The sequence below is a fragment of the Bradyrhizobium sp. dw_78 genome, assembly GCF_018449525.1.
In the GTDB taxonomy this organism is placed as follows: Bacteria; Pseudomonadota; Alphaproteobacteria; order Rhizobiales; family Xanthobacteraceae; genus Bradyrhizobium.
Map to the genome: position 1 here is coordinate 1 of NZ_JAAVUS010000029.1, position 668 is coordinate 668.

Annotated in this window: 1 protein-coding gene and 1 pseudogene; both read right to left on the bottom strand. The window is 61.2% G+C overall.

What is annotated here, in order from left to right; all coding sequences use genetic code 11:
* The coding region (locus HB630_RS28200) for an ABC transporter substrate-binding protein (RefSeq protein ID WP_213776005.1) at nucleotides 1-528 on the bottom strand (528 nt) is incomplete at its 3' end.
* Nucleotides 529-580: 52 nt separating this feature from the next.
* Nucleotides 581-668, bottom strand: a pseudogene (locus HB630_RS28575) (ABC transporter permease); the annotation flags it as partial.

Consider the following 668-nt stretch of genomic DNA (forward strand, 5'->3'; position numbering starts at 1 on the left):
CGCGCCGACGCCGATCGGCAAGAAGGAGACATCCTTCTCGGGATCCAGTCCGGCGGCCTGTGCGAAGGCGCGGCCGAATGTCGTTCCGGCGCTGCCCATCGACTGCACGCCGAGCTTCTTGCCCTTGAGGTCGGCGAGCGTCTTGATCGGGCTGTCGGGCAGCACAGCGACCGACCAGATATTGGAATACAAGATCCCGTAGAAATAACGGATATCGAGCTTTCCGGACTGAATGCCAATGATTGCGTCGCCGGGCGAGGCGGAGCCAACCTCGGCATTCCCCGCAGCAACCTGGATCGCCGACTCGTTCGAGCCGCCGACCGCGATCAAGGTGACGTCGTAGCCTTCCGCGGCGAAGTAGCCTTTTTCCCTGGCGACGACGAACGGCGAAAATGCCTCGTCGATATTGCGGACCGGAATCAGCACCCGCACCTTTTCCAGCGCGCTCGCGCCCTGCACGCCGCTGAGACCGAAGACGATCACAGAGGCTGCGAGCAGCAACCAGCGTCCGAAAACTACGCTCAACACTTTCATCGCTGACCTACTTTCAGGTATTACCGGCGCATCGTTGCGTCCAATCCACCGGAAAGAAGCAGACCAGCGCCGTGATCACGATCTTGGAAGCCAGGCCATAGCCGAACCAGATGATGAAGAGCGGCGCGATGGCC